The organism is Pseudomonas sp. PICF141 (genome assembly GCF_002286815.1).
Lineage (GTDB): Bacteria > Pseudomonadota > Gammaproteobacteria > Pseudomonadales > Pseudomonadaceae > Aquipseudomonas.
This window is the reverse complement of the sequence record NZ_MUNM01000037.1, coordinates 219,021-242,592: the sequence shown is the minus strand read 5'-3', so window position 1 is coordinate 242,592 and position 23,572 is coordinate 219,021. Positions and strand designations below refer to the sequence as shown.

The window sequence follows — 23,572 nt, the reverse complement described above, 5'->3', positions numbered from 1 at the left end:
GGTTCAGCACTCAATGGAGCTGACAGCCAGCCCGCCACGGGAGGTCTCTTTGTATTTGTCGTGCATGTCGACACCTGGTACGGATGACCCGGTCCAGCGAGATGAAATGAAGGTCAGCCCGAGGTTGTGTTCCAGGCCGATTTCCGCCGCGTTTTCCACTTGTTCGGAACTGGCTCCCAGGATTTCCGCAAGACCGGCAGCCGCCATCGGGCAGGCTGAATCGACCTCGCCCTGACAACCGACCTTGGCCCCCGAGATCGACGCATTGTGTTTACACAGAATGTCTCGCCGCAAGGCATCGACAAACAAAGCCCCGGCATGCATCGGGCCAACGGTGTGGGAACTGGAGGGGCCGATTCCAATCTTGAACAAGTCAAAAGTACTGATAGCCATCGTTGATCTCCGCGTGCCGCTTTCAAGGTTGTCAGTAACCAACCGGATTGTCGGCGTCCGGGATCACCCAGAAGTGTCAGAATTCGACTCTAAAGTGTTCGTCACTACCAATTGCGGGTTGAAGGTCACGTAGCCCGCCAATTTGTCGCGTGATGCCTATGTTGTCGGATGTACGTCACAGTCCATGCAAGTCCGATCAACCCGCCAGCCAATGACGTATTGTTCGAAATTCAGAATCGCTCCTATCTGCAGAGGCAATGGACTAACCGTCACGCCGGTGTCGCCCATAATGGACTCAACTACGCTTTAAGTGAGGATTGCAGGCCGTAATACACGCAACTGGAGGTCCCGTGAACAGTCACTGGTGGTGCCGCCTGCTGTTGCTGATAATGCTGATCGGGTTACCGATGGGTTCAACAACGGCTGCAGGCAGTGTCGTGGTTCTGACCGTCAACGATGCTATTGGCCCGGCCAGTGCCGACTACGTCGAGCGCGGCTTGGCGCGTGCGGTGACCGAGGGCGCGCAGTTGGTGGTCATCCGCCTCGACACCCCTGGCGGGCTGGATACCTCGATGCGCCTGATTATTAAGGCGATTCTGGCCAGCCCATTGCCAGTGGCAAGTTTCGTCACCCCCAGTGGCGCACGGGCGGCCAGCGCCGGCACCTATATTTTGTATGCCAGTCACATTGCCGCAATGACCCCCGGCACCAACCTGGGCGCTGCTACACCGGTGCAGATCGGCGGCCTGCCCGGGACCGCGCCTGAGCCGCCGGGCCCACCCGGCACCGACAAGAATCCTGCGCGTGAACAGCAGGACACCTTGACTCGAAAACAGATCAACGATGCGGCGGCTTACATCCGTGGCCTTGCGCACCTACGTGGACGCAATGCCGACTGGGCCGAACAAGCGGTACGTGAGTCGCTCAGCCTGTCCGCCCACGAAGCGCTCAAACTCAAGGTGGTCGATTATGTGGCCAATGATGTGGCAGACCTGCTCAAGCAACTGGACGGCAAGAGCCTGAATGTCGCTGGTCAGACGTTGAAGCTGAACACCGCCGGGGCTGCACTCATCGACCATGCGCCTGATTGGCGCACACAACTGCTGGCGGTGATCACCAACCCCAGCGTGGCGTTGCTGCTGATCATGCTGGGGGTCTATGGCTTGATCTTCGAATTCATGAACCCAGGGTCGGGCATTGGTGGAGTGCTCGGTGGCATCTGCCTGTTGCTGGGGCTGTATGCCCTGCAACTGTTGCCCGTGAACTACGCCGGGGTCGGACTGATTCTGCTAGGAATCGCTTTCATGATCGCCGAGGCGTTTCTACCGAGTTTCGGTGTAATCGGCTTCGGTGGGGTGGTTGCTTTTGTAGTGGGCGCAGTGATTTTGATCGACACCGATGTACCGGGCTTCGGCATTCCATTGGCACTGATCATCGGCGTCGCACTGATCAGCGCCTTGTTGCTGATGACGCTGGTCGGCATGGCGCTCAAGGCCAGACGCCGTGTTTTGGTCAGCGGCGATGCGGGTTTGGTCGGCAGCCAGGCCACGGTGACGGGACTGCTGCCGGGTATGCCGATGAGCGGCTGGGTGCAATTGCAGGGTGAAAGATGGCAAGTACAGAGTCGCTCGCCCCTGCGCCTGGGCCAACAGGTCCGGGTGGTGGCGCGCACGGGCGTGATGCTGGATGTGATTGCGCTGGAGGAAACGCCCTCGCAAGGAGATTGATGCGTGTTCGTCAAGCCCGGCCAAGTGCCAGTTATTCAATCCAGCGACCGGCTTTTCACGCCAACCCCGATGGAACGTCGCGCAAACAGCCAAGAAAGACTGTTCTTCAGTCGAAAAAAATGGGCCTCTTTTCAACGGTCCATTTTTAATGCTTGGAGCGGGAAACGAAATTCCCTCTAGCGCCCTAGAGTGTAAAACCCAAGGTTTCTATTATTACTGAAGCAGGAATGGATTTATTTTCAAGCTGTATAAACTCCGTTTGAAATCGCCACTCCCATTTTTAATACATCAGTCAACTTATTTAATGCATAACCCGGCATCAGATCATTGAAGGCGATCAACACGCCATTGCGCCGAAAGCCCCTGAACAAAGCACCTCCATTACCCATCATCACACTGCCCCCGCCGAACCGTCATTATTAGACCCACTCCAACACTCCATACTTTTCCCGAATAACATAACATCTTAATAACACTCAAATTAACATTAACAGACCTCGCTGACTTTTTATAACAATCATTGACACCCAGACGCCGGCATCCTAGATTAATGGCACTCTGCCAACGCCAAGACGACACATCAACTTTGTTAAGTTAATGGAATGCTGAGTTTCTGAGAGTTATTTCATTCCTGGTACAACGCATGAAATATGTAGACGATATTACGAAACTCTTTACACGTTTTGGCGCCAATACAGAGACCTACCAGGAAATACAACCGAACTATAAAGATTTCAAAGACGATCCGATTACACCTGTACTGCCTAAGCCAGAACCGTCGGTAGTCTTGCCTCCCCCCACATCAACGCCAACGCCCGCTGCGTTTTTACCGGACGAGCCACAGCCTTCTCTATTGATTGGCGCGCCCAGGTTCCCTCTTCTGACCGAGCCACCTGCGAATTCTGGTACGGGTGACCGTCAGCGATTGAGCGATCTGTTGCGTGAACTCAACCAGGTTCGTCGAGACGGTCTGCCAGAAACGACTCGCAAGCGGACCAAGGCAAAGGTCATTGCTATCGTTTCGGCGAATGGCGGAGTGGGTAAAAGCACCGTCGCCGCTGGCCTGGCAAAAACACTTCGGCGCCCTGGCGGGCGCACCATCGCGATTGATCTGGACCCTCAGAATGCGCTGTCCAGCCACTTGGGTATCACCCGGCAGGTTCCCGGACTGATCCAGCTCAAAGAGCAGGATGCAGACTGGGGCGCTCATCGCCTGCCAGGCTTTAGCGACAGTGAGTGCCTGCCCTTCGGCACTGGCGAGATGGATGACCGCCATTTACTCAGGCAGTTAATGCTTGAAGATTCTGACTGGTTGAATCAGCACCTTGCGTCCATGAACCTCAGCGAAAACGATACCGTGATCCTGGACACACCTTCGGGTGCGACCGTCTATTCGCAACAGGCGCTCGACACCGCCGATCTGGTGCTGGTGATGACGGTGGCCGACGCGGCCTCCTACCTGGCACTGGACACCATGACCCAGTGGCTGGAAACCACCCGTCGACGTGGGCAACGGCACCGCTATGTGCTCAATCAACGGGATGACTCGCGTACGTTCAGCAGGGACATGGGCGTGCTGTTTGTGCGGCGGCTAGGTGCTGACCTGATCGGGACGATTCGCCTCGATCACCAGTTCAACGAGTCGCTGGCCTATGGTCGGGACCTCCTCCAATACGCACCTGAGAGCATTGGCTGTCACGACATTCTTTCGCTGTCCGGCGCGGTCCATGCCCTGCTTTTCGCGGACACTTGCAGCCAGCAGGGCACGCCATGACCGCCCAACTGAACCAGCTACCTGCAAAGACATGGTGGTTGCAGGGGCTGCTGGATACTTTCCAGGCTCGCGTCAGTCGATGGCCCCTGCGTTGGCGCCAGGGCCTGAAGATATCTGCCGGGCTGATGGCCGCATTATTGGTGCTGGGTATTCTCACTGCGCCGCTGAATCTGTATTCCCAGGCCGTGTTCGCTGCCGTCTGTTTTGTGGCCAGCCTGTTCATCCGCAAGCAGGCCGGGCGTCTGGCGATCCTGACCCTGATCACCCTCTCGCTGATCGCCTCGTTGCGTTACATGTACTGGCGTCTGACTGACACCTTGAATTTCGACAATTGGCAGGATGCCGTATTTGGTTACGGTCTGGTGCTGGCCGAACTGTATGCCTTGCTCGTCCTGATCTTCGGCTATGTACAGACCGCCTGGCCGTTGCACCGCAAACCGCAGTTTCTGCAACAGCCACCCGCAGAATGGCCGACGGTAGACGTCTTCATTCCGACCTATAACGAATCATTGGGTATCGTCAAACTGGTGGTGCTCGCAGCTCAAGCCATTGACTGGCCCGAGGGCAAACTGCGGGTGCACATGCTCGATGACGGACGCCGGGAAGAATTCAAGGTTTTCTGTCAGCAGATTGGTGTCAACTACATCACCCGCGACAACAATCGACATGCCAAGGCCGGCAACCTCAACGAGGCACTCAAAGTCACCGATGGCGAATTCATTGCCATATTCGACGCCGACCACGTGCCCACCCGCTCCTTCCTGCAGATCACCATGGGCTGGTTTTTAAAGGACCCGAACCTGGCGTTGCTGCAAACGCCGCACTTTTTCTATTCACCCGATCCGTTCGAAAAAAACCTCGATACCTTTCGCTCGGTCCCCAATGAAGGTGAACTGTTCTACGGCCTGGTGCAGGACGGCAACGACCTGTGGAACGCGGCATTCTTCTGTGGCTCGTGCGCGGTCATCCGGCGGTCTCATTTGCTGGAAGTCGGCGGGATCGCCACCGAAACCGTGACCGAGGATGCGCACACGGCACTCAAGCTCAATCGCCGTGGTTTCAATACCGCTTACCTCGCCGTTCCACAAGCGGCGGGACTGGCCACCGAAAGCCTTTCCCGACACATCAGCCAGCGCATACGCTGGGCGCGGGGCATGGCGCAGATTTTTCGGACCGACAATCCGTTGTTTGGCAAAGGACTGAACCTGGGGCAGCGCATTTGCTACCTCAACGCCATGATGCACTTCTTCTACAGCCTGCCCCGCCTGGTGTTCTTGACCGCCCCCTTGGCCTATCTGTTTTTTGACGCGCAGATTTTCCATGCCTCGGCGTTGATGGTCACGGTTTATGTACTGCCGCATATTTTCCATTCCAGCCTGACCAACTCCAGCATCCAGGGGCGCTTCCGTCATTCCTTCTGGAACGAAGTGTATGAGTCGGTATTGGCCTGGTACATCATGCGACCGGTGCTGTTGGCCCTGATCAGCCCTTCGCTGGGCAAATTCAACGTGACCGACAAGGGCGGCACCATCGAAAAGGACTATTTCAACTGGAAGCTCGCGCGGCCTTATATCGTCCTGCTGGCCTTGAACATGATCGGTCTGGCGATCGGCGTGGTGAAACTCATCGGGAGTGATTCTGCCGAGGCCACTACCCTGCTGATCAACCTGGCCTGGACCGTGTACAACATCGTCATCGTCAGCACCGCTGTGGCGGTTGCCACTGAGTCCTCTCAGGTGCGCAACGAACCCCGGGTGCCCGCGGACCTGCCCGTGCGCATCTATCGCGAAGACGGCACCTGGTTCGATTGCGTAACCCGGGACTTTTCACAAAACGGCGTGGGTCTGGCACTGCCACCGCAGGTTCTGCTCAACGTCAATGAGAAGCTGCAGCTGTGCATTCTGCGCACACCGCCCTCCAGCCTCTTTCCCGCAAAAACGGTCTTCAGCAACGACAACGTGGCGGGCGTGCAATTCGAGGCGTTGCCCCTGCGCCAGCAAAGCGAACTGGTGCGACTGACCTTTTCACGGGCCGACACCTGGGCCAACACGTGGGGTAACGGCCGCCTCGACGCGCCCATGTCGGCGTTGCGCGAGGTCAGCAGCATTGGCTTTCGCGCCATCCTGCGCTTGTTCGTTGCAGCCCTGAAAGACAGCCAGGCGCTGCTGCGCAAACGCCCGGACACTCCATCACCTATCGACTCCACCGCGGACACGCAACGATCTTGAAGCCTTCCACTCGCCGGACCTTTCTTCCTCGTCGCTCACTCATGCTGATCACCTGCTCGTTAATGGGCTGGAGCGGCTGGGCTTTGAGCGCTGCCGCCCCACTCAACGCCACAGACCCGGCGATGATGCCGGTGGCCTCGTTGCCCGTGGCCGATGCCCCGGGCAACAGCTATACCCGCACCCTCAAGGAGCTGGGCAAAAGCTATTCGATGACTCTTAAAGGCGTGGAGGCTACCGACAGTGTGAACTTCGATGTGCGCGCCGATGAAGTCGTCACGGCGGCGCAGGTCACGCTGCAGTACAGCTACTCACCGGCGCTGCTGGCCGACCTTTCGCAGATCAATGTGCTGGTCAACGATCAAGTGGCCGCCAGCCTGCCCCTCCCGAAGGAAGAGGCCGGTAAATTGCAGACCCGGACCGTGCAGATTCCGCCGCAGACCATCACCGAATTCAACCGGCTCAGCTTGCAGTTCATCGGTCACTACACGATGCAATGTGAAGACCCTTTGCACTCCAGCCTTTGGGCCCGGATCAGCAACGAGAGCCAGCTGAGCCTCCAGGTGTCCTCGATTAAACAGCCCAACGACCTGTCCGCCCTGCCGCTGCCCTTGTTCGATCGTCGAGACGCCTCGCCCCTGAAGCTGCCCTTCGTGTTCGCCACGCGCCCGGCCGGCCCTGAGCTTGAGGCCGCCGGTATCCTGTCGTCCTGGTTTGGCGCCCTGGCCAGCTACCGCGGCGCAACCTTCCCCGCCAGCCTCACCAGCCTGCCGGCCAAAGGCAACGCCGTGGTGTTTGTCAGCGGCAGCGAAACAACGACCGTGAGTGGCTTACCGATCAAAGAGGCCACGGGGCCGACATTGACGCTTGTGAGCAACCCCAATGATGCTCAGGGCAAACTGTTGATCGTCTCCGGGCGCGATGGCGCCGATCTCAAGATTGCCGCGACAGCGCTGGCCCTCGGTGGGTCGGCCTTTTCCGGGCAGAGCGTAGTGATTGACCGGATCGATTCGCTCAAGCCGCGCCAACCGTACGACGCGCCTAACTGGCTGCCCTCCGATCGCCCGGTTCGCCTGGGTGAACTGGCCAAGCCCGCAGAACTCAATGTGTCGGGTTATAACCCGGGGCAAATGACGGTTGCGCTGCGCTTGCCACCGGACCTGTTCAACTGGCGTGAGCCCGGTGCGCAACTGGACTTGAAATACCGCTATACGCCGCAACCGGTCTCCACCAACTCCTCGTTGCTGGTCAACTTCAACGACACCTTCATCAAGTCGATCGATCTGCCCTCGATCGAGAAACTCGGCAACAGCGACAGCCTGCTGGCGATGCTCAAAACCGACGACAGCCTGGCCCGCACGTCGCGCATGCTATTGCCGCTCAATTCCGTTGCGCTGCAATCACGCCTGCAATTTCGCTTCATGTATGACTACATCAAACAGGGCGAATGCCGCGACATCATCATCGACAACATGCGCGGTGTGATCGACCCGGACTCGACCCTGGACCTCAGCCAATACGAACATTTCATGGCCATGCCCAACCTTGGGGTGTTCAAGGACAGTGGCTTCCCGTTCACTCGCATGGCTGACCTTTCTGAAACAGCGGTGATCCTGCCCAACGAGCCAGGCGCAGCCGATCTGAGCGCCTACCTGACCCTGCTGGGCCGCTTCGGCGACTCCACCGGTTACCCGGCCACCGGCGTGAAGGTGGCCCACGCTGACCAAGTGGCCGAGCAAAGCGACCGGGATTTGTTGGTGCTCGCCTCGGGCAACAATCAGCCACTGCTTGAGCAATGGCAAAGCCTGCTGCCGGCCAAGGGCGAAGACGCTGCGCAGTACGTTGAACTGTCTGACCTGCCCTTGCGCCTGCGCAACTGGATCAGCCCGGATACGAAAACCAATCTGCGTGAAGCGCGCAGCAGCTTCAGGTTTACCGCGGACGATGGCAGTGCGTATCTGACTGGATTCGAATCGCCGCTCAAGAGTGGCCGCAGTGTGGTGTTTATCGCCAGCGCAAGGCCCAACGGCTTGGCCGACGTGACCAACGCCCTGCTCAGCAACGAAGAAAACGCCCGCGAGTTGCAAGGTAGTCTGGTGGTGGTCAGGGGCAAGCATGTCGAGTCGCTGGTCGCCGAGCAGGATTACTACGTCGGGAGCTTGGGCCCATTGCGCTATCTGCAGTGGTACCTCTCGCAAAACGTAATGGCGCTCATGCTGTTCACGCTCCTGGGGATCCTGCTGCTTGCTTCGATGGCCTACCTGGCCCTGCGCGTACAGGCCAGACGTCGTCTTGGTCAATGAGTCGCGCATGCCTGTGTCGTCCATGAGCCGCCGAGGTGTTTCACTTCGCCAGTGCCTGCGTGGTAACACGCGCAGGTTGAGCGCTGCGCTTGTGCTTACCCTGCTGGCGCCTGCGATAGCGGCCGCAAACTCCTGTGAGCTGCCGGCCTGGCCATTGTGGCAAACCTATGCAACACGCTTCGTCCAGGCCGACGGCCGGGTCCTGGAATCGAGCCAGCAGAACAATCACAGCACCTCTGAAGGGCAGTCCTACGGCATGCTCTTCGCACTGATCGGCAACGATCAGCCACGCTTTGACAAACTCTGGCGCTGGACCTCAGCCAACCTCGCAGGCTCCGCCACCACCACACGCCTGCCGGGCTGGTTATGGGGGCAAGGCACGGACGGTCAGTGGCGCCTGCAAGACGCCAATTCGGCGGCCGACGCCGACCTGTGGATCACCTATGCCTTGCTTGAAGCCGCACGCCTGTGGCATCGGCCGGACTATCACCAGGACGCCCTGCACCTGATGGCGACGATTGAAGCGCAATTGGTCGTCAAGCTCCCCGGGCTGGGCCCGATGGTGTTGCCTGGACCACAGGGCTTCGTCCAGCCGGACGCTCTCTGGCGCCTGAACCCCAGCTACCTGCCACTGCCACTGTTACGACGGCTGGCCAAGGAAGCACCCTCGGGGCCTTGGCAAGCGATTGCCCACAACACCGCGACGATGATTACCCAATCAAGCCGCCATGGTTTCGTCGCTGACTGGGTCGGTTATCAAGGCACTTCGGCGCAATCGGGTGCCTTCACAAGTGACCCGATCCATGGCGACACGGGCAGCTACGATGCCATTCGCGTGTACCTCTGGCTGGGCATGAGTGAGACCTCTGGACCGCTGGCAACGCGCCTGCTCAAACGGCTGGACGGCATGGCCCGCAGCACTGTCGCAACGGGTTCTGCGCCAGAAACAGTCCAGGTTCGCCATGGCACTGTTCAGGGTCAGAGCCCGTTCGGATTCTGGGCCGCACTGATTCCCTACCTTCAGGCCAAAGGGCACCCCGGTTTGGCCGATCAGCAGCGACGTCGCGTGGAGCTCGCCTTGCACGAAGCGCTGGCCAGGCCTGATGGCGAAGCCGGTGCGCCGCGTTACTACAACTTCATGCTCAGCCTGTTCGCCCTCGGATGGGCAGATAAACATTACCGATTCCGGGAAGACGGAACGCTGAAACTTTCCTGGGAGACCGCATGCACGCGCACCACCGCACGCTAGCCATCATCGTCATGAGCACATGGACGGCCGCTGCTGCCCACGCGCAAAGTCCAACACCACAGGCATTACTCGTTGAGCAAGGGCGATACTGGCAGGTGCACAAAAACCCTCAACGCGCGGCGGAAGTCTGGCAGAAGGTCCTGCTGCTGGACCCGGCCCAGGTTGACGCACTGTATGGCCTGGGCTTGATTGGCGTGCAACAGGGCAAGCCACACCAGGCGCAGCAATACCTCGCCCGCTTGCAGGCTATCCAGCCACCGCCTCGGCAGGCACTGCAATTGGCGCAGGACATCAGCGTGGCCCAACCGCAGAATCAGCAGCGTCTGGAAGAGGCTCGGCGCCTCGTCGATGCCGGTGAGCGGGACAAGGCGACTGCCGTGTTTCGCTCACTGTTCGATGGCCGTCCACCTCAAGGTACGATCGGTCGCGAGTATTACAACAACCTAGCCTTCAATCAGGCGGATTGGGCTGAAGCACGCGGCGGATTTGAGCGCCTGCAACGAGAGATGCCCAACGATTCGATCGTCGCGCTGTTTTACGCCAAGCATCTGGTCCGCCGTGAAGACAGCCGTGCCGAGGGCATTCGCGCCTTGGCGGCACTGACCCAGCGTGCCGACATTGCCGGTGATGCCGACGAAAGCTGGCGCCTGGCGCTGACCTGGATCGGCCCACCCGATCCGGCACACGTGCCGTTGTTCGAGGCGTACCTCAAGACGCATCCGGATGACGTGGAAATCCGGGCGCAGATGAACAAGGGCAAGCACCAGGCGGCATCGACGGCCAGCAAGGAGTGGCAACCGCCTGCCGAAGTCGCACGCGGCCTGAAGGCGCTCAAAGAAGGCGATCAGGCCACCGCCGAACAGGCTTTTCAAACACGCTTGAAAACCCGGCCCGACGATGCTGACGCGCTGGGTGGCCTTGGGGTTATTCGCCAGCAGCAACACCGACTGGCCGAAGCGGAACAGCTCTTGGGGCGGGCCACGCGACAACACGATGGCAGCCACTGGCAAGTGGCGCTGAACGAAGTGCGCTACTGGTCTGCGTTGCAGCAGGCCCGTGACGCCCGGGCCAAAGGCCAGACAGCCCAGGCCCAGGTCTTGGTCAACCAGGCGCTGCGGCTGAATCCAAACGGGGTCGATGCTCGCCTCACTCTGGCGGATATTCAGGCCAGCGCTGGCCAGTTCGATGACGCTCAGCGCAACTACCGGCAGATTTTGAACCAGCGCCGCGACGACCCTCACGCACAGGAGGGGCTGGTGAATGTGCTGCTCAAGAGCGGCAAGAACGATGAAGCCCTGCAACTGATCAACAGCCTGCCCGCCACCGGGCAGGCGAAGATCGGCCAGTCCGCGCGCCTGCAAGCCTTGCGCGCGACGCAACTGGCCGCCCTCGCCGAACAACGCAACGACTTGCCCGCTGCGCGCAACGCCTTGCAAGACGCGTTGCGCGTTGAGCCGGACAACATCTGGACACGTTTCGCCCTGGCCCGCCTGAACCTGGCGATGGGCGAACCGCAAAAGGCTCGGGATTTGATCAACGCCATGCTCCAAGCCCGCCCTGACAATGCCGATGCGCTGTACGTCAGCGCCTTGCTGTCAGTGCAGATGGGTGAGTGGAAAGCCGCTCAGACCACGTTAGGACGCTTGCGCCCCGACCAGCGCACCCCGGACATGGACGCGCTGGCCGCTGATGTCAGCCTCAACCTGCAACTCAGCCAGGCGATCGAGTTGGGCAAGCGCGGACAGCGCCAGGAAGCCCTGACCTTGCTCGATCGTATTCAGCCGACGGCCAACAACAGTCCGAATCGCACAGCGAGCCTGGCTTCGGCGTATGTCGACATCGGTGAGCCAACCCGTGCGCTGGCCCTCATGCGCGGCCAGTTGCAAAACACCACGGCACCCTCGGCGGACTTCATCCTGCAATACGCGGCTGTCCTGCTTAAAACCGGAGAAGACGTACAGGTCAACGAGATTCTGCGCGACCTTCAAAACAGGCCCTTGAACGCGCCGGCTCGCAAGCGTTTCGACGACCTGCTCTATCTCTATCGCATCCGCCAGGCTGACCAGTTGCGTGAACGAGGCAATCTGGCCAGCGCTTATGACACGCTAGCGCCGGCCCTGGCGCAACGCCCCGGTGACAGCGCTGCCGTCGCGGCCCTGGCGCGGATGTACTCGGCCAACGGCGACACGGCCAAAGCCCTCGAACTCTACAAACCGCTGTTACAGCGTCAGCCAAATGACCCGCAACTGCTGTTGGGTGCCGCCGATGCGGCGGTATTGGCACAGGACACGGCCTTTGCCGAACAGGCACTGCAACAGTTGCTCAAGACTGAATCCGGTAACCCTCAAACGCTGACAGAGGCCGCCCGCCGCTACCAGAACATGGGCCAGACCGGCACGGCGACCGATCTGCTGCGCAAAGCGGTGGCCATTGAACAGAACGAGAAACACAGAAGCCAGAGCGGCCAACTGATCGGTTCGTCGGTGGCGCCCAACCCTTTTGCCGGGGTGTCGGGTCCACGTAACGAGGTCAGTCGCGACACCTTGCTGGCAGCGATCCCGCCACCGGTCCAGGAGATGCCGGGCAGCGTGAAGTCTTACACCCCTTTTGGCATCGACGCCCCGCCACGGCCACAGCAGGCAAGCAATCGATTCGAGTCGCAGTTGCCACGCGCCGCACTGGTGAGCGAGGACATCAGCCCCGCGCAACTGGCGCTGAATAAAATCCTTCAGGAGCGCAGCGCCTACGTCACCCAGGGCGTGAGCATTCGCAGCAACAACAGTGAGTCGGGGTTGAGCAAACTGACCGATATTGAAACACCGTTGGAAATCAATATCCCGCTGGATGAAAGCCGCGTCGCCCTGCGCGTGACGCCCGTCTCGCTGAACGCCGGCAGTGTCAGCGGCGATGCACTGTCGCGCTTTGGTAGCGGTGCGCAGAGCGACGGCGTCGGCTCGCAAAAAGCCGAGGGTGTCGGCCTTTCCGTCGCTATTCAACAGCCCGCGGATGGGTTCAAAGCTGATCTGGGCACCACCCCGCTCGGCTTCAAATACACCACCGCCACTGGCGGCATCAGCATTGATCGCCCCGTGAGCGACTCCTCTAATGTCCGTTACGGCGTGAGCGTTTCCCGGCGTCCGGTGACTGACAGCGTCACCTCGTTTGCCGGCACCACGGACAAACGCAGCGGGCAGTCCTGGGGCGGCGTGACCGCCAATGGCGGGCGTGGCCAGTTGAGCTTTGACGACAACGAAGTCGGCGCCTATGGCTACGCCTCCTGGCACCAGCTATTGGGCAACCATGTCGAGTCCAACAGCCGCAGTGAGCTGGGCAGCGGTGTCTACTGGTACCTGCAAAATGCAACGGACAGCAAGCTGACCGTCGGCCTGAGCATGACCGGCATCAGCTACGCCAACAATCAGGACTATTTCACCTATGGCCACGGCGGCTATTTCAGCCCGCAGACGTTCTTCGCCCTGGGCGTGCCAGTGACCTGGGCACAACGCACCGGGCGCTTGACGTATCAAGTCAAAGGCTCGGTCGGCGTGCAGCATTTCGAGCAGGACAGCGCCGACTATTTCCCCAACGACAAAGCCCTTCAAGCGGCCTCGGGGCTGCGCTACGAAGGGCAAAACAAAACCGGGATCGGCTACAGCGTCGCTGCGGCGGCTGAATACAAGGTCGCTTCGAACTTCCTGCTGGGCGCCAATCTGGGCCTGGACAACGCCCACGACTACCAACAACTCAGCGGCGCCCTGTCTTTGCGCTACCAGTTCGAAGACATCAGCGGCCCCATGAGCCTGCCGGTCAGCCCGTACACCTCGCCTTATTCCAACTGATCATTCTGGAGCTTTCGATGCCCACTTCTGCCCTTGCCGGCCTGTCCCTCCTTGTTCTTGGGGAGAGCCATATGAGCCTCGCGGACCATTTGCTGGAGCCGCTGCACGACAACCTGACTCGCCAAGGCGCCCTGGTTCATTCCATCGGTGCCTGCGGTGCCAGCGCCAGCGATTGGCTGATCAGCAAAAAGGTCGACTGCGGCGCCGAGCGCAAAGGCAACGACAAAATCGTGATCAAAGGGCGCGAGGCAACCACCACACCGATCCAGGACCTGATCGCCGCCGACAAACCCGACCTGGTGGTACTGGTCATCGGCGACACCATGGCGTCCTATGACAAGCCGGTGTTTCCGAAGGCCTGGGCATGGCAAAGCGTCACCGGCCTGGCCAAGGCCATTGCAGCCACCGGGACCCGTTGCGCCTGGGTGGGCCCGGCCTGGGGCAAAGCCGGTGGCATGTACCAGAAGAATGATGCCCGCACCCAGTTGATGTCGCAGTTTTTGGCCGCGAACGTGGCGCCTTGCACCTACATCGATTCGCTGACGCTCTCCAAACCCGGGCAGTGGATCACCACCGATGGGCAACACTTCACCGTCGCCGGTTATCAAGCATGGGGTACTGCGATTGGCGGTGCGTTGGCCAAACTGCCCGCTAACACCGTCAGCAGCACAGGAGCCGGTAAATGAGCCGATCCGCATGTGGCTGGGCGCTGTTCGCGCCCTTGATGCTGAGCCTGCACGCCCAGGCCGCCGACATTGCCCTGTACCCGACAGGCCCGGATCAGGACTCGGCCTTCCTGCGCTTTATCAACGCGGCTGACCAACCGTTGCAGCTGCTGGCCGAAGGCTCACAGGCCAGCCTAAGACTCGAGGGTTCGAATGCCGTGTCCGACTACCTGCCCGTCCCCGCCAACCAGCCGATCAAGGGCACCCTGGAACGCAACGGCAAAAGCCAGCCGCTGGACATTCAGGTGGCAGCAGGCGAATTCGCCAGCGTGATCGCTTTGCCAGACAACGCTCAAGGTATCCGCCAGGTTGTCATCCGCGAGCAACCCGACGACTTCAATAGCCTGAGAGCCTCGCTGGCGTTTATCAGCGCCGACCCAGCGTGCGCCCACGCCGGTTTGCGCGCGGCGGGCAAGAACGCCGACCTGTTCAAGGAGGTGGCTGACGGCAGCGTGCAACGTCGAGCGATCAATCCGGTGAGCCTGTCGGTTCAATTGGTCTGCGCTCAAACCAACGTCGGCGCCCCGCTTGACTTGGGCCAGCTCAAGGCCGGCGAGCGCTACAGCGTTGTGCTGCTACCTGGCGCAAAGGGTCCGCACCTGTTGCTCGCGACTGACGTCCTGGCCCACTGATCGGATCGCGCCACCAACATGGTTTTTGCCTCTCTCGAGTTTCTGACGTTGTTCCTGCCGCTGTTCTTGTGCACGTATGCAGTGGGCCCGGCCGCCTGGCGCAACGCCACGTTACTGATCGGCAGCTGGCTGTTTTATGGCTGGTTGAGCCCCCGGTTCCTCGCCGTGCATGTGGTGCTGACGATCACAGCATGGGCCGGCGGCTTGCTGATTGACGCCTTGCGGGAAAAAGGCAAGGGCCGCGTGCGGCTACTGGTGATGCTGATCGTGCTCAACACGGCAGTGCTGTGCTGGTACAAGTACGCCAACATCGTCGCCGGCACGTTGATCGATGTCGTCAACTGGCATGGCGCCATGCCGCTGGACTGGCAGCGGGTCATCATGCCGGCCGGGCTATCGTTTATCGTATTGCAGGCGATTTCCTATCTGGTGGATGTACACCGCCGCACCGTGCCGGTGGAACGCAGCTTCATTGATTACGCCACCTATATCTCGATGTTCGGCCACTCGGTCGCCGGCCCCATCATTCGCTATGACTGGGTTCGGCGTGAGCTGAATCAGCGTTACTTCAACCTGCAGAATTTTTCACTGGGCGCGCGCCGGTTCATGGTCGGGATGAGCATGAAGGTGCTGGTGGCCGACACTCTGTCGCCGGTGGTCGATGTGGCGTTCAGTTTGCCAAACCCCAGCTTCTCCGACGCCTGGATTGGCTGCCTTGCCTATTCCCTGCAGCTGTTCTTCGACTTCGCCGGCTACAGTGCCATGGCGATCGGGCTGGGGCTGATGCTGGGTTTTCACTTTCCCGAGAACTTCGACCGTCCCTATCTGGCAAACAGCGTCCAGGACTTCTGGCGTCGTTGGCACCTGTCGCTGTCCAGTTGGTTACGGGACTATCTGTATATTTCGCTGGGCGGCAATCGCCATGGCATTTGGAAAACCTATCGCAACCTGTTCCTGATCATGGCCATCGCCGGCCTCTGGCACGGTGGCGATAGCTGGAATTATCTGCTGTGGGGCAGCGCCCATGGCATTGCGTTGTGCGTGAATCGTGCCTGGAACCGCTCTACCCTGCCCCCGGTACCACCGGTGCTTTCCCATGGGCTGACACTGCTGTTTGTCTGCCTGGCCTGGACGCTGTTCCGCGCCCCCGACTTTCATAGCGCGCTGAACCTGTATGCCGGACAGTTCGGCCTGCAGGGCATCGCCCTCGGTGATGAACTGTCCGTGACCCTGCGCCCGGTACACGGCCTTGCGGGCTTGCTGGGTGTGATGGGAATCGTCGCACCGCTGCTGCGCCCTTACTGTGAGAAACAACTGGGCGGCTTTTTTCTCTTCACCGCCGCCCTTTGGCCCATCGCCGGTTTCATGCTGTCGTTCGCACTGATCGCCAGCCGCGAAACCGTCCCCTTCCTGTACTTCCAATTCTGATGACGCCCCCAACACACACCCCAGCCCCCGTAGCAGCTGCCGAGCCCGCGAGGCTGCGTTCGAGGTCGAAATCCTCGCAAATCCTGCGCACACCGTTTGCGTGGAAGAAATTAACGACCGCTTCGCAGTCGAACGCAGCCTCGCGGGCTCGGCAGCTGCTACGGGCACAGCGCTACACCGTGTTTCAATACTGTGGAGATTCCTATGCCCACTCAATCAGATGATCTGGCAATACGCAGCAGTCGGTTGACAGGCGTGGCGCTGCTGGTATTCCTGTTCGTGGGGCTGCTGTCCTCTGGCCGTCTGATCGTTTCAGGGCAGATCTCGCTACCCGATAACATGCTGCCCCCGCAGATGCTTGACGGCGATATCACGCATCGAATCGCCAAGGAACTGTCGAACGCTCAACTCCCCACGACCTTCGCCGAGCTGGAGCGCGGTGCCAGTTGGCTGCTCCTCGGTGACACCGGGCCGAGGGTTCGCTCGGGTTGTCCTGACTGGTTGTTTTTGGCCGATGAGCTCAAGGTCAATGATCAAGCGCAGCGCAATGCCGACGCCAAAGTCCAGGCGGTGATTGATTTGAAGCAGCAGCTCTCCCAACGCGACATCAACCTGCTGGTGGTCATCGTCCCAGACAAAAGCCGCATCGCTTCCGGGCAGCGTTGCGCACTGCACCGTCCCGCCGTTCTCGAAGGGCGCATCCAGGCCTGGATCGCGAAACTGGAGGTGGCTGGCGTATCGAATCTGGACCTCACCGGTGCGCTGACGCCACTGGGGGCCAGTGCCTGGTTACGTACCGATACGCACTGGAGCGAATCCGGCGCAAAGGCGGCGGCCGACGCCATCACCCAGCGCCTGAAGACCCTGGGCATCAGCGCAACGCCACGCAGGTCGTTCAAAGAAAGTCATGCCCCGCTCGCGGTGCGACCTGGCGATCTGGTCCATCTGGCAGGCATCGACTGGCTGCCGCTCGACTGGCAACCCGCACCCGAAATGGTCGCCCATACCAGCACCCACGAACTTCCCGTTGCATCAGCCGACAGCCCTGATACTGAGGCCGACCTCTTTGGCGATGCCGACCTGCCCAACACCGCGCTCATCGGCACCTCATTCTCGCGCAACTCCAACTTCGCAGGGTTTCTGCAGCAGGCACTGGGCGCCCCCGTGGGTAACTTTGCCAAAGACGGCGGAGCGTTCTCTGGGGCGGCAAACAGCTACCTCAACAACCCGGCCTACAAAGAAACGCCGCCAAAGCAAATCATCTGGGAGATCCCGGAGCGGGACCTGCAGTCGGCTTACATCGACCCTATTGCCTATCGCTCGTTGCGGTAGGCCAATCGCATTCGGTCGAACCGCTGTGAAGGGGATCTGGAGCGCTACGTCGAGGGGTTGAGCCTGGAGGTATCCCCGCGAGGGAGAACACTGAGCATGCCGCAGTATCTGATTTCCAACGCTGCGCGCGCATTGTCGACACCCTCAGGCCTCCCAGACGTAGTGCGGCGATCAAGGCACCCATGAGCGCTTTTTACACGCTCCGGGCCAAAAGCAGACGGATTAATTGCCTCCAGCAATCAAACCAGCAGATACACCGGAAAACATTCACACAAATGCATCACCCGGCACCGGATGTTATCCAGCAGCGCCGCGTTATTCGGTTGTTCCAGCAGGTCGGCGATCAGGTTCGCCACTTCCGCGCATTCCGCTTCACCGAAACCGCGGGTGGTCAACGCCGACGTGCCGATGCGAATGCCACTGGTGATCGCCGGTTTTTGCGGATCGTCAGGGATCGCATTTTTGTTCAGCGTGATATGAGCACTTTCCAGCAGCGCTTCGGCATCTTTGCCGGTGATGTTCATCGAACGCAGATCAAGCAGGAACATATGGCAATCGGTGCCACCGGACACCACCCGCAAACCCCGGCGGGTGAGAATGTCGGCCATGATCCTGGCGTTGCTGATCACCCGTTGCTGGTAATGCTTGAACCCGTCACTCAAGGCTTCGTTGAACGCCACGGCCTTCGCGGCGATGACGTGCATCAGCGGCCCGCCCTGGTACACCGGGAAAATCGTCTTATCGAGTAGTGCAGCGTATTTCGCCTTGGCCAGGATCAAACCGCCGCGTGGGCCCCGCAAGGTTTTGTGGGTGGTGGAGGTGATGAAGTCAGCAATGCCGACCGGCGACGGGTACGCGCCCGCCGCGATGAGCCCGGCATAGTGCGCCATGTCGACCATCAGGTAAGCGCCTATCTCATCGCAGATGTTGCGAAATCGCTGGAAGTCGATGGTCCGGGAATACGCCGAGGCCCCGGCGATGATCATTTTCGGCCGGTGTTCCCGGGCCAGCGCTTCCATTTCGGCGTAGTCGAGGGTTTCGGTTTCTTTCTCCAGCCCGTAGGAAAACGCCCGGTAAAACTTGCCGGAAAAATTCACCGAGGAGCCGTGAGTCAGGTGCCCACCGTGGGCCAGGGACATCCCCAGAATCGTGTCGCCGGGTTCGAGCACCGCCAGAAAAACCGCCTGGTTGGCCTGAGATCCGGAGTGCGGCTGGACGTTAACGTATTCGCAGTCGAACAGTTTGCGTGCGCGTTCGACAGCCAGGTTTTCGATCTCGTCGACCACCTTGCAACCGCCGTAATAGCGCTTGCCCGGATAGCCTTCGGCGTACTTGTTGGTGAGCACCGACCCCTGGGCCTGGAGTACTTCTTCGCTGACATAGTTTTCTGAAGCGATCAGCTCCAGATGTGTTTCCTGGCGATTGCGTTCGCGGTCGATCAGGCGGGCAATGGCGGGGTCGAAATTTTGCAGGCTCATGGTGTGATTCCTTAGGTAAGCGCTTCGGCCAGCGGTGCAGTCACGTGATGCGACGGCACCCGCGACTGGCCTCTGGTTGAGTCGGATAGAAAAATGGAGGTGTCTTTCAGACCGCTGCCGGTGATCAGGATCACGGCGGTCTGCGCGGTATCGGGGTGTTCTTCGGCGTACTTGAGCAGGCCTGCGTAGGCACTGGCGGCACCGGCTTCGGGAAACACGCCGGTGCTGGCAGCCAATCGAGATGCGGCGGCGACGATGCTCGAGTCACTGACGCAGATGAACTCGCCACCGCGTGTGGTGCACGTCGGATCGACCGCCAGAATCGTGCGCCGTAACGGTCGCACGCCGACCTTGGGCACACCGCAGCGTTCAGCGAATTCGTCGGCCCAGGCACCAGCGGCGTTGACCACGATGGCGGCCTCCAGTCGCTGATCGTTCCGGGTATGCAAGGTCCAGTGCCCGGAGCGGTGTTCACCGCGCAGCACCTCGGTCTCTCGTTTGACCACACCGCCACGGGCACGCAGGCCACCGAGGTAGGCGCCATGAATGCCATGCACGTCAAGATCGAAGGCGCTGGGCTCGTAGATCCCGGCGCTCCAGGCAGTTTCGGCCAGGTACGGCACCAGTTCCAACACCTGTTTATCGTCGAGAAACATAGCCGTTGGCACTTGCCCGAGCACCGCGGTAAAGCGCTTCGTCAGTTTGTCCACCCGCGCGGCCTGGGCCACGATCAACGCGCCCCGTGGCGCCCACAGCGGATGCTCCGCCAGGCCCTCGGGCGGGTTCTCGAAAAACTGCCGAGAGGCACAGGTCAGCGAGCGGATCTGCTGATTGCCGTAGCTTTCCATCGAGATAGCCGCCGAACGGCCGGTGGTGTGGTAGGCCAGTTGCCGTTCCTGTTCGAGCAGGCAGACGCTGCCGTGGGCCGCCAGTTCATACGCTGCGGACACACCGGCGATGCCGCCACCCACCACAATGAAGTCGTAACGAGCAGTCATGATCGGCTGCCCTCAGCCAGGGCAGCGGCTTTGCTTTCCCGGGTGTAGGTCAGTACGAAGTGCGCCGCAAGGCCGAAGATCAAACCCCAGAACGCAGCGGCCAAACCGAGGAAGCTCATGCCCGAGGCCGTCACCAGGAAGGTAATCAATGCCGCTTCCCGTTGTTTCTCGTCCGCCATGGCACCGGTCAGCCCGGCGCTGATTGCACCGAACAAGGCCAGGCCGGCAAGGGAGGCAATCAACTCTTTGGGCAGGGCGGAAAATACCGAGGCCAGGGTCGCGCCGAAAGTGCCCATCAGAATGTAGAACACCCCGCAGGCGATCCCGGCGATGTAGCGTTTGTCGCGGTCTTCGTGAGCTTCGCGGCCGGTGCAGATCGCCGCTGTAATAGCTGCCAGGTTAAAGCCATGGGAGCCGAACGGCGCCATCAGGATCGAGCCGATCGCGGTGACCGAAATGATCGAGCGCGCCGGGGTGTTGTAACCCGAGGTGCGCAATACCGCCATGCCCGGCACGTACTGGCCGGTCAGGGTCACCAATGCCAGTGGCAGGCCAATATTGATGATCGCGTGCCAGCTCCATTCGGGGGTAATGAAGACCGGATGGGCCACGGCGATGGTGATCGAGTTGCTGTTCAGTTCACCGAACGAGGCGGCCACAGCACAGCCGACAATCAGTACCGACAGAATCGCGTAGCGCGGCGAAAAGCGTTTGAAGATCAGGTAGGCCGCGATCATCGCCAGCACCAGTTCCGGTTGTAGCTTGATCGAAGTGAACAGCTCGGCACCGAAGCGGAACAAAATGCCAGCGAGCATGGCGGCGGCGATGGCTTTGGGCAGGCGACTCATCAGTTTGTCGAACGCCCCGGACAAACCGACTACGGCAATGATCACCGATGCCACCAGATAGGCGCCGATGGCTTGAGGCAGAGTAACAGTGGGCAGCATTGACACCAGCAACGCCGCGCCCGGCGTCGACCACGCGGTGATCACCGGAACTCGCAGGCGCCAGCTCAGGAACAGGCCGGTAATACCGCTGCCAATGGAAATGGCCCAGATCCACGAAGACACCACGTCGTTGGGCAGGTGCGCTTCCTTGGCTGCCTGAAACACGATGATCAAGGGGCCGGCGTAGGAAATGATTACGGCAATAAAGCCCGCAATGACGGCTGACAGGGATAGATCCTTTCTGAGTGTGTCCATGATGTCTCGACTTGGCGCGGCAGAGTCGCGCAGTGACCGGGGTGGATTGAGTCGATTGACTCGATTCGATATGAGTGTATTTGAATGAATTGAGTTGATTCAATAGACGGCAGGGTTGTTACGAGATGTTTTTTTGCTATCAGTGCCTGTTTTTCGATGATTGTCCGTTTATTTAATTGATTTATAAGAAAATTAATTTCGTGAAAAATATCTTTTTCGAATAATGAAAATCGACTCAATCACCAAATCAATCGAATCAATTTATCGATTGGGTCGATTTATTAGTTGCCTAACCTCCATGTGATATGCTCGGATATTCATCATTTCTACGATGGGCAGTAATCATCCATGTGGGTTCCCCAGCTAAGCGAGTTCAGCCAGCCGATGTACTTGTCGATTGCCGATGCGTTGGCGCGCGATATCAGCAACGGCGTGTTGAATGAAGGCGATCGCCTACCGACCCTGCGGGAGCTGGCCACTACTCTGAATGTCACGCCGGGTACCATCAGCCGGGCTTATAGCGAAGCCCATCGGCGTCGTCTGGTGCAGGGGGAAGTGGGGCGTGGTACTTATGTGCTCAACCAGAAGCAGCTGGAACTGCCGGCGAGCAACAGCGCCGCGCCGCTGAATCTGGGGCAATCCGAGTTACTCGATCTTTCGATCATCAAGCCTTACAGCGAAACCCTGGAGTACTGGTTGCGCGGCGCCCTGGTGGGGATGGCCAAGAGCACCGATTTTGCCCGAGCCCTGGATTACGCACCGGACGGCGGTCACCCGGCGCATCGCGAGGCGGGCGCGCAGTGGTTGCGCCATTCGTTGCCTGATGCGCAATGGCAGCAAGTGGTGATCACCGCCGGGGCCCAGCATGGCTTGATGGTCGCGATGAGCGCTCTGACCAACGCCGGTGACCTCGTGCTCTGCGAAGCACTTTGCTACCCCGGCATTATTTCCCTGGCCCATGGCCTTGAGCGCCGCCTGCGTGGCGTACCGATGGACGACGAAGGGATCATTCCCGAAGCGTTGCGCGAACTGTGCGAGCGAGAGAAACCGGCGATGCTGGTGTGCGTGGCAACCTGCCAGAACCCGACGGCGGCGATCATGTCGCAAAAGCGCCGGGCCCAAATCGCGGCATTGGCCGAAGAGTTCGACTTCATCATCCTCGACGATGACATTTATGGCTTCCTCGCCACCGATCCATCGATCAAGCCGCTGTCGGCGTTTGCACCAGACCGTTCGGTGTACCTGACCAGCCTGTCGAAGTCGGTCATGCCGGCGCTGCGTGTCGGTTACATCTATAGCCCGCCGAAACTGCTGTCACGCCTGACCTCGATGGTGCGCAGCAGCGTCTGGATGCCGTCGCCGTTGACAGCGCAACTGGCCAGCAACGTGATCACCGAAGGCCTGGACAAAAAACTGATCCGTATCCAGCGCAACGAAGCCGCCGGGCGGCAAGCGATTGCCCAGGAAATCTTTGCCAATTTCGAGCTCAAGACCCAACCCTATTCGTACCACGTCTGGTTGACGCTGCCCGAGCCATGGACCAGTGACGAGTTCACCATGCTCGCCCGAGCCAATGGTGTGCTTGTACTCAGTGGCACCCAGTTCCAGGCTGAACGCTCCGGGATTACCCGTTGTGTGCGGCTGGTATTGATGTCACCCACGAGCCAGGACGAACTGCGCTTCGCCTTGACCAAACTGGCCAGCCTGATCGATTCCGACCCGCGACGGTACTATTGAGTCACCGCAGGGGCAACTGCCTCTACGCCGATTATTGACCTGACTGAAAATCTCCCGGTACATGGCGGCGTCCGCGTTGCTGAGCAACGTGTCGGTATCGCTGCCGTCGGCGGGATAGGTGGCCAACCCCATGCTGCCGGTGACGTGGAGTGTATGTCCGCTGAGCTGAATCGGTCGCAGGATGGCTTCCTGGATTTTGTGCAAGGCTGGAGTAACGCCGTCGAGGCCTGAGGGCTGCACAAAAGAAACATCGGCAATGAGGTCGAGCTGGCCATCAGAAACAGCCCGATGGCGACGCCCAGGCCGCTACTGGCGAGGATGGGGCGATCGCCATAGCGAGCAATAAGCCGGCTGGTCAATGCCGCCAAGTGACAGCGCGCCATACACCCATTGGCTGGCCCGGCCGGTCTCTCTCATGATCGGATCGGCCATGATGGCCATCAGGAAGAACGAACCTCCCCAGACCAGTACTTGCAGCATCCCCAATATAAAAATGCTGTTGCATTTGATGGTTTAAGACAGTGTCATCA

Annotated in this window: 15 protein-coding genes and 3 pseudogenes; 11 read left to right on the top strand and 7 right to left on the bottom strand. The window is 60.0% G+C overall.

The window, feature by feature from the left end:
* Window positions 1-3: 3 nt before the first annotated feature.
* Window positions 4-372 (bottom strand): annotated as a pseudogene (locus BZL43_RS09035) (L-serine ammonia-lyase, iron-sulfur-dependent, subunit alpha).
* 371 nt (window positions 373-743) lie between these two features.
* On the opposite strand from BZL43_RS09035, the gene BZL43_RS09030 reads away from it, so the two are divergent.
* Window positions 744-2,120: a nodulation protein NfeD gene (locus tag BZL43_RS09030; protein WP_177409322.1), complete on the top strand. Its 1,377-nt coding sequence runs from the start codon at window positions 744-746 to the stop codon at window positions 2,118-2,120.
* Window positions 2,121-2,359: 239 nt separating this feature from the next.
* Here BZL43_RS09030 and BZL43_RS28265 read toward each other — a convergent pair whose 3' ends face one another.
* Window positions 2,360-2,512 (bottom strand): hypothetical protein, encoded by a 153-nt coding sequence (locus tag BZL43_RS28265; RefSeq protein ID WP_168185075.1) that lies wholly within the window; start codon window positions 2,510-2,512, stop codon window positions 2,360-2,362.
* Window positions 2,513-2,763: 251 nt separating this feature from the next.
* On the opposite strand from BZL43_RS28265, the gene bcsQ reads away from it, so the two are divergent.
* The 9 genes from bcsQ to BZL43_RS08985 all read left to right on the top strand — a co-directional run bounded on the left by bcsQ (window position 2,764) and on the right by BZL43_RS08985 (window position 17,627).
* Window positions 2,764-3,894: a cellulose biosynthesis protein BcsQ gene (gene bcsQ, locus BZL43_RS09025; protein ID WP_095631977.1), complete on the top strand. Its 1,131-nt coding sequence runs from the start codon at window positions 2,764-2,766 to the stop codon at window positions 3,892-3,894.
* Entirely contained in the window at window positions 3,891-6,122 is a 2,232-nt protein-coding gene (bcsA, locus tag BZL43_RS09020) for a UDP-forming cellulose synthase catalytic subunit (protein WP_095631976.1), read from the top strand. Before bcsQ ends, bcsA begins: the two co-directional genes overlap by 4 nt.
* Window positions 6,119-8,422 carry a cellulose biosynthesis cyclic di-GMP-binding regulatory protein BcsB gene (bcsB, locus tag BZL43_RS09015; RefSeq protein WP_256582821.1) on the top strand — a complete coding sequence of 768 codons (2,304 nt, stop codon included), beginning with the start codon at window positions 6,119-6,121 and terminating at the stop codon, window positions 8,420-8,422. Before bcsA ends, bcsB begins: the two co-directional genes overlap by 4 nt.
* Window positions 8,423-8,429: 7 nt before the next feature.
* The gene (gene bcsZ, locus BZL43_RS09010) at window positions 8,430-9,671 is read left to right on the top strand and encodes a cellulose synthase complex periplasmic endoglucanase BcsZ (protein ID WP_095631974.1); all 1,242 of its coding nucleotides are present in this window, start codon (window positions 8,430-8,432) and stop codon (window positions 9,669-9,671) included.
* Window positions 9,647-13,510 carry a cellulose biosynthesis protein BcsC gene (locus BZL43_RS09005; RefSeq protein WP_095631973.1) on the top strand — a complete coding sequence of 1,288 codons (3,864 nt, stop codon included), beginning with the start codon at window positions 9,647-9,649 and terminating at the stop codon, window positions 13,508-13,510. Before bcsZ ends, BZL43_RS09005 begins: the two co-directional genes overlap by 25 nt.
* Before the next feature lie 17 nt (window positions 13,511-13,527).
* Window positions 13,528-14,196, top strand: a complete 669-nt coding sequence (locus BZL43_RS09000; protein WP_095631972.1) for an SGNH/GDSL hydrolase family protein — start codon at window positions 13,528-13,530, stop codon at window positions 14,194-14,196.
* Complete coding sequence (locus tag BZL43_RS08995; RefSeq protein ID WP_095631971.1) at window positions 14,193-14,867, top strand: alginate O-acetyltransferase AlgF; 675 nt, start codon at window positions 14,193-14,195, stop codon at window positions 14,865-14,867. The genes BZL43_RS09000 and BZL43_RS08995 overlap by 4 nt, the downstream gene beginning before the upstream one ends.
* 18 nt (window positions 14,868-14,885) lie before the next feature.
* Window positions 14,886-16,295 carry an MBOAT family protein gene (locus BZL43_RS08990; protein WP_095631970.1) on the top strand — a complete coding sequence of 470 codons (1,410 nt, stop codon included), beginning with the start codon at window positions 14,886-14,888 and terminating at the stop codon, window positions 16,293-16,295.
* 204 nt (window positions 16,296-16,499) lie between these two features.
* Window positions 16,500-17,627: a cell division protein FtsQ gene (locus BZL43_RS08985; protein ID WP_095631969.1), complete on the top strand. Its 1,128-nt coding sequence runs from the start codon at window positions 16,500-16,502 to the stop codon at window positions 17,625-17,627.
* Window positions 17,628-17,866: 239 nt separating this feature from the next.
* On the opposite strand, the gene glyA is transcribed toward BZL43_RS08985, so the two are convergent.
* Genes glyA through BZL43_RS08970 form a run of 3 tightly spaced genes read right to left on the bottom strand, consistent with a single transcriptional unit; the run spans window position 17,867 to window position 21,305 of the window.
* Window positions 17,867-19,105, bottom strand: coding sequence for a serine hydroxymethyltransferase (gene glyA, locus BZL43_RS08980; RefSeq protein WP_095631968.1), 1,239 nt, complete (start codon window positions 19,103-19,105; stop codon window positions 17,867-17,869).
* 11 nt (window positions 19,106-19,116) lie between these two features.
* Window positions 19,117-20,103, bottom strand: a complete 987-nt coding sequence (locus BZL43_RS08975; RefSeq protein WP_256582820.1) for an FAD-dependent oxidoreductase — start codon at window positions 20,101-20,103, stop codon at window positions 19,117-19,119.
* On the bottom strand, window positions 20,100-21,305 hold the full coding sequence (locus tag BZL43_RS08970; protein ID WP_095631967.1) for a benzoate/H(+) symporter BenE family transporter: 1,206 nt from the start codon (window positions 21,303-21,305) through the stop codon (window positions 20,100-20,102). The genes BZL43_RS08975 and BZL43_RS08970 overlap by 4 nt, the downstream gene beginning before the upstream one ends.
* A gap of 348 nt (window positions 21,306-21,653) precedes the next feature.
* Between BZL43_RS08970 and BZL43_RS08965 the strand changes: the two genes are divergently transcribed.
* A complete protein-coding gene (locus BZL43_RS08965; protein WP_095631966.1) occupies window positions 21,654-23,042 on the top strand; it encodes a PLP-dependent aminotransferase family protein in 1,389 nt (462 codons plus the stop codon).
* Window positions 23,043-23,099: 57 nt separating this feature from the next.
* Here BZL43_RS08965 and BZL43_RS08960 read toward each other — a convergent pair.
* Window positions 23,100-23,291, bottom strand: a pseudogene (locus BZL43_RS08960) (diguanylate cyclase domain-containing protein); the annotation flags it as partial.
* Window positions 23,282-23,522, bottom strand: a pseudogene (locus BZL43_RS08955) (MFS transporter); the annotation flags it as partial. The pseudogenes BZL43_RS08960 and BZL43_RS08955, both read right to left, overlap by 10 nt.
* Between the last annotated feature and the right edge of the window lie 50 nt (window positions 23,523-23,572).

What these genes read in the sequence shown, in the direction of transcription:
- bcsQ (WP_095631977.1), top strand. Translation starts at nt 2,764, where the DNA reads ATGAAATATGTAGACGATATTACGAAACTCTTTACACGTTTTGGCGCC.
- BZL43_RS08995 (WP_095631971.1), top strand. Translation starts at nt 14,193, where the DNA reads ATGAGCCGATCCGCATGTGGCTGGGCGCTGTTCGCGCCCTTGATGCTG.
- bcsA (WP_095631976.1), top strand. Translation starts at nt 3,891, where the DNA reads ATGACCGCCCAACTGAACCAGCTACCTGCAAAGACATGGTGGTTGCAG.
- BZL43_RS09000 (WP_095631972.1), top strand. Translation starts at nt 13,528, where the DNA reads ATGCCCACTTCTGCCCTTGCCGGCCTGTCCCTCCTTGTTCTTGGGGAG.
- BZL43_RS08990 (WP_095631970.1), top strand. Translation starts at nt 14,886, where the DNA reads ATGGTTTTTGCCTCTCTCGAGTTTCTGACGTTGTTCCTGCCGCTGTTC.
- BZL43_RS08975 (WP_256582820.1), bottom strand. Translation starts at nt 20,103, where the DNA reads ATGACTGCTCGTTACGACTTCATTGTGGTGGGTGGCGGCATCGCCGGT.
- BZL43_RS28265 (WP_168185075.1), bottom strand. Translation starts at nt 2,512, where the DNA reads ATGATGGGTAATGGAGGTGCTTTGTTCAGGGGCTTTCGGCGCAATGGC.
- BZL43_RS08970 (WP_095631967.1), bottom strand. Translation starts at nt 21,305, where the DNA reads ATGGACACACTCAGAAAGGATCTATCCCTGTCAGCCGTCATTGCGGGC.
- bcsZ (WP_095631974.1), top strand. Translation starts at nt 8,430, where the DNA reads ATGCCTGTGTCGTCCATGAGCCGCCGAGGTGTTTCACTTCGCCAGTGC.
- glyA (WP_095631968.1), bottom strand. Translation starts at nt 19,105, where the DNA reads ATGAGCCTGCAAAATTTCGACCCCGCCATTGCCCGCCTGATCGACCGC.
- BZL43_RS08985 (WP_095631969.1), top strand. Translation starts at nt 16,500, where the DNA reads ATGCCCACTCAATCAGATGATCTGGCAATACGCAGCAGTCGGTTGACA.
- BZL43_RS09005 (WP_095631973.1), top strand. Translation starts at nt 9,647, where the DNA reads ATGCACGCGCACCACCGCACGCTAGCCATCATCGTCATGAGCACATGG.
- BZL43_RS08965 (WP_095631966.1), top strand. Translation starts at nt 21,654, where the DNA reads ATGTGGGTTCCCCAGCTAAGCGAGTTCAGCCAGCCGATGTACTTGTCG.